Genomic DNA, 5,245 nt, shown 5'->3' with positions numbered 1-5,245 from the left:
AGTTAATGATTATTCTGCTGCGTTACTGGTTAATGGACAACTGGATGAGAGTATAAAATTAACTGCCGACCTGCTGGCAGAAAATGATTATGCTGGAATGAGTGCCCAGTCTTTAGTGCAGACTTTGGCAAAGGCGTTCATCGCAAAGGGAGAGCAATTGAATGCGTTTCTGGCTTTGGATAAGTACCTGCAGAAAAATCCACAATCGCCAGAGATCTTGTCGTTGATCAAGGATTTGTATTTGAAATTAAACGGGAGCAAATCTGACTTTCTGCAGTACCTCAACCTTTTATCTGCTGAGAAACAGAAGGAGCAAATGAAGCATTTAAAAAATGCAATGGTTAGGGAAGAGGCTCCTTTGTTTTCATTATATAACCGAAAAGGTGAACTGGTCAATTTAGCGGATTATAAGGGGAAATTGGTGGTTTTGGATTTTTGGGCAACTTGGTGCGTGCCATGTAAACAGTCCTTTCCGGGAATGCAGGCTGTTTTGGATAAGTATAGGGACAACAAGGATATCGAATTTTTGTTCATTGATACTTGGGAAACTAAGCCTGACTTTGAAAAGAGTGTGAACGATTTAATGAATGAGAATAGTTATACCTTCAATGTGCTATATGATAAGCAGCAGGATAAAAATGTGGAAACGGCAGTGAAAAAATATGGGGTAAGCGGTATCCCGGCAAAATTTATTATTGATAGGAATGGATATATCAGGTATAAGGTGAGCAGCAGCCGAACAGATAAGGAATCGGTATTGAGTGAAATGTCTGCTATGATTGATATGGTTTTAAAGCAATAGGATCATTAGTTAGAGAAAATATGTTTTTGGGGTGCAGACGGAGCTGTTTTAGTTTATCAATTAAAAATTGCAATTTCATATGCTCTTAAATTGAGCATATGTTATGGCAAGAAAAGTTTACGATGGCATTCATAAAAATAAGGAAAGAACCAAGCTTAAATTTATTGAAGCTGTTGGGAAAATCATTCGGGAAGAGGGCTATGCTGGTCTCAAATTAAAGAAAATTGTCGATACAGCCGGGGTAGACAGAAAACTTTTGTATCATTATTTTGGATCTATCGATAATTTGGTTGAAACCTATGTAAGGCAAAAAGATTATTATGCTGATTTTGACCGTAATGTTAATGAACTTCTCAGATCGGTTAAGGGGGAATATTCAACTGATCTCATAAAAGGTGTAATGCATGAGCATTTACATTCCTTTTCTAAAGATGTTGATATGCAACAGGCTATATTGTGGCATCTTAATGGTGGCAATCCAGCAATAAACGATGTTTATGAGCAGAGAGAGAAGATAGGTGGGATATTTCTTGATTTGGCCGAACCAAATTTTGCCGCTGTTGATATAGATATTAAGGCAAGGATTGCCATTATTGTAACCGGTATTTATTTTATGGTCTTAAACAAAAAGAGCCTTATTTGTGGGATTGACCTAAAAACAACAGAAGGGATTGCCCGCATTAGGAATGAAATATCGAATATCATAGAAGAAGCAGGTTTGCGTTTAGAAAAGCAAAAAAAAATATAATCCAAAACTTCTGATTTTTTCTGGCTCTATATATGGCATCAGCTTCTTTTTATTTAAAGAAGAGGACATGCTTTTTTATTTATTTGAAAATTCACAATTTGGTGATATTTATTATATTTAATAACTTAAACTCAGGAACAGGAAAAAAGATTAACGTAAATCTTGTTATTAAATAAGTATAATGACTTATATATTAGTTAGATAGAGTATGGTCGAAAAAAAAGAATTAAGGTTGTATTTTGAAGGTGCAGATCAAACCAATTCCGAAATATTGTCAAATAAGGAAAAAAAGAAAATTTTATTACAACACTTGGAAAATGAAATACAGCTTTGCTTAAATAATATTTTTAAGTTTTTTAGTTGTTTAAGCTATACTGAGTTAACCGAAGAACAAAATGTGTTAATCCAATCTATGAAACCTTATGTTAAAGAATTGCAGGAACGCCAGCAAAAAATGCAAGCTCTTTTAAAGACACTAAATTAATTTAACGATATTAGATATATAAAGGGCCCAGATCGAATTAAACAATATTTTACACCAAATACTAAACTAAACAAACATGATGGACAAAGTTTTAGGAGTTATCCTCGGCGGTGGCCAGGGCTCCAGATTATCGCCATTAACACAGACACGCTCTAAACCTGCCGTTCCAATTGCAGGGAAGTATCGACTGGTTGACATCCCAATTTCCAATTGTATTAACTCTGGTGTGCACCGTATGTTTGTACTCACGCAATTCAATTCGGCATCTCTGAACAAGCATATTAAGAATACCTATCACTTTAGCCATTTCAGTACAGCTTTTGTTGATATTTTAGCCGCAGAACAAACTGTCCATAATTCAGAATGGTTTCAGGGTACTGCAGATGCTGTACGGCAGAGTATGCATCATATTTGTTTGCATGAATTTAAATACATCCTGATTCTTTCCGGCGACCAGCTCTACCAGATGGATTTTAAAGAGATGATCGAAAAACATATAGAGGCTAAGGCAGAAATTACTATTGCCACAATTCCGGTAACTCAGAAAGAGGCAACGGACTTCGGTATTTTAAAAGCTGATCAAGATAATATCATCACCTCTTTCATCGAAAAGCCTAAAACCGGGCTCGATGAATGGATTTCAGATACGGGACCAGAGATGCAGGCTGAGGGACGTGATTTCCTTGCTTCAATGGGAATTTATGTATTCAACAGGGAATACCTCATCAACATTTTAAATGAAAATTTAGATGAAAAGGACTTTGGAAAGGAAATTTTACCTAAGGCAATTACAAGAAGTCGTGTCTTAAGCTTTCAATATGAGGGGTATTGGACAGATATTGGTAATATTTCTTCTTTTTTTGAAGCGAACCTTAGTCTGACCGATGAAATACCAAAGTTCAACCTGTTTGATAGCTGCCATACTATTTTTACAAGAGCAAGGATGCTTCCGCCATCAAAGATCTGGAATACAACATTAGATAAAACCATTATAGCAGAAGGCTGTATTATTGAGGCCAGCAGGGTTGAACATACAGTCGTAGGTATCCGGTCCAGAATAGGTAAGCATAGCGTAATTGTAAATGCTTATATTATGGGGAGCGATCGTTACCAGACTCTAATAGAAATAGAGGCTGAAAAGGCAGCCGGAAATCCCCTGATCGGTATTGGTGATCGATGTTATATCCACAATGCTATAATCGATAAGAACTGCCGGATTGGAGACGATGTGAAGATCAACGGCGGGCTTCATTTGGAAGATGGTGATTTCGAATTGTATACTGTAAAGGACGGCATTGTGGTGGTTAAAAAGGGGGCGGTTCTACCGAATGGAACTATAATCTAGATGGATATAGAATTGATAAAATTGCCCCCTATATATTTATGAATAATCTTCTATCCCAGTGAATGTTTAACTATTATTGCAAAATATTCATTGGTGACCAGGTATTTATGCAGGGAGATGATTTAGTTAGTAGATCAGATGATAAATTACTCCTGCTTTTCAAAGCGGGAGATAGGCAAGCATATGCACAGATTTATCAGCGTTATTGGGCGGTGATGTATGTTTATGCAAGAAAGGTTATGGCCGATGAAGACGACGCGAAAGATATTGTACAGGAGGTTTTTACCTATTTATGGCACAAAGGGAAGGACCTGGAGATTAGAACCTCTCTTTCCATGTATCTGTATACTGCGGTTCGGTACCGGATCTTTGATTTGATGGATCATAAAAAAATCAGAACAGATTATAAAATTTATCTGCAGCAGTTTATCGAAGAGGGAGAATATATTACCGATGATCAGCTTCGGGCTAAAGAAATGTTGGCTGTTATTGAAAAGGAGGTTGCGCTTTTGCCTCCAAAAATGCGTGTAATGTTTGAAATGAGCAGAAATGAAGGAATGTCTCATAAGGAGATTGCTGCTCAGCTTGGTGTTTCAGAACTTACTGTAAAAAAGCAGGTTAGTAATTCTGTCAAAATCCTTAAGGGAAAACTGAAGTTGTTTTCTGTTTTTGTGAGCTTAACCTTTTAAATTTTTTTTTATAAAGTCTACTCCCTACAATGGAGTTAACCTACATCATTATAAGCGGCATGAATTCCGCCATGATAAAATGTATCCGTACCAGGCCAAAGAACTTCTTCAGAAATATAAAACAGGAACCTGCACAGCAGAGGAAAAAGCCATTGTTGAAAGCTGGCATATCAAAGAGATTGCAAGCAGCGATTTTATGCCTGATGAAGAGGAACTGGAAAGGGTGGGCCAATCTATATGGGCTGCACTTCCTGTACACGAGAACCAGTATGCCAGATCCAGAACCAGGCATTTATGGATGAGGTATGCTGCTGCGGCGATACTTTTTTGTACTGCGATTACCATCTTTTATATTTATGCAGGAAAGACTGATAAGTCAAAACTCCAAATGAGTCAGGTGGAGAGGTTTAAGAATGATATTAAGCCTGGGGGGAATAAGGCTATTCTGGTGTTGGCGAGTGGCCAGACGGTTACTCTTGATGATGCGGGGGCTGGTGTACTGGCACATGAGGGTGAAACTGGTATCCGCAAAACGGCCGAAGGTAAACTGGTTTATGAACATGAGGGAAAAAAGAGTCAGGTTGCGGTTTTAACCAATAAATTGAGTACTCCTAAAGGTGGACAGTATCAGGTTAGGTTATCGGATGGGACTAAAGTCTGGCTGAATTCGGCATCCACATTGGTTTATCCTGCCGTTTTTAATGGGATTAACCGGGAAGTGGAATTGAGTGGGGAAGCTTATTTCGAGGTTGCAAAAAATAAACTCATGCCCTTTGTTGTACATTCAAATAAACAAAGTGTGCAGGTATTAGGAACTCATTTTAACATCAATAGCTATCCTTCAGAGGAAAGTATAAAAACCACTCTTATCGAAGGTAGTGTTCAAGTCAGTTCTGGTGGAAACACTTGTTTGCTAAAACCGGGACAGCAAGCGGAGAACACTGATGGGATCCGCGTTAAGAAAGCGGATACAGAACAGGTTTTGTCATGGCTGAACAATGACTTTAACTTCAAGGATGAAAATATTGAAAGTATTATGCGAAAATTAGAACGTTGGTATGATATTACCGTAGTTTATGAAGGTAAGATCAGTGAGATTGATTATGGCGCAGAGATTTCAAGAAGTAAGACCTTAGTTCAGGTTTTGAAGATACTAGAAAAAACAGGTAGTGTACAT

At 37.6% G+C, this 5,245-nt stretch carries 6 protein-coding genes; all 6 read left to right on the top strand.

What is annotated here, in order from left to right; genetic code table 11:
* Window positions 1-802: TlpA disulfide reductase family protein (locus tag VNZ46_RS06045; RefSeq protein ID WP_325559203.1), on the top strand; the 802-nt coding region annotated here is incomplete at its 5' end.
* A gap of 103 nt (window positions 803-905) precedes the next feature.
* Window positions 906-1,550: a TetR/AcrR family transcriptional regulator gene (locus VNZ46_RS06040; RefSeq protein WP_325559202.1), complete on the top strand. Its 645-nt coding sequence runs from the start codon at window positions 906-908 to the stop codon at window positions 1,548-1,550.
* A 208-nt stretch (window positions 1,551-1,758) separates the two neighbouring features.
* Entirely contained in the window at window positions 1,759-2,034 is a 276-nt protein-coding gene (locus VNZ46_RS06035; protein ID WP_325559201.1) for a hypothetical protein, read from the top strand.
* A gap of 76 nt (window positions 2,035-2,110) precedes the next feature.
* Window positions 2,111-3,379: a glucose-1-phosphate adenylyltransferase gene (locus VNZ46_RS06030; RefSeq protein WP_325559200.1), complete on the top strand. Its 1,269-nt coding sequence runs from the start codon at window positions 2,111-2,113 to the stop codon at window positions 3,377-3,379.
* Between the two features lie 62 nt (window positions 3,380-3,441).
* Complete coding sequence (locus tag VNZ46_RS06025; RefSeq protein ID WP_325559199.1) at window positions 3,442-4,068, top strand: RNA polymerase sigma-70 factor; 627 nt, start codon at window positions 3,442-3,444, stop codon at window positions 4,066-4,068.
* 79 nt (window positions 4,069-4,147) lie between these two features.
* Window positions 4,148-5,245 (top strand): FecR family protein (locus tag VNZ46_RS06020; protein WP_325559198.1); only part of this gene is annotated, 1,098 nt, incomplete at its 3' end.

Origin of the sequence: Pedobacter sp. (assembly GCF_035566355.1) — a bacterium.
Classification (GTDB): Bacteria; Bacteroidota; Bacteroidia; order Sphingobacteriales; family Sphingobacteriaceae; genus Pedobacter.
This window is presented reverse-complemented; position numbering and strand designations above follow the sequence as displayed.

Excerpts from the sequence above, each read along its gene's own strand:
- VNZ46_RS06025 (WP_325559199.1), top strand. The coding sequence starts at position 3,442 with ATGTTTAACTATTATTGCAAAATATTCATTGGTGACCAGGTATTTATG.
- VNZ46_RS06035 (WP_325559201.1), top strand. The coding sequence starts at position 1,759 with ATGGTCGAAAAAAAAGAATTAAGGTTGTATTTTGAAGGTGCAGATCAA.
- VNZ46_RS06040 (WP_325559202.1), top strand. The coding sequence starts at position 906 with ATGGCAAGAAAAGTTTACGATGGCATTCATAAAAATAAGGAAAGAACC.
- VNZ46_RS06030 (WP_325559200.1), top strand. The coding sequence starts at position 2,111 with ATGATGGACAAAGTTTTAGGAGTTATCCTCGGCGGTGGCCAGGGCTCC.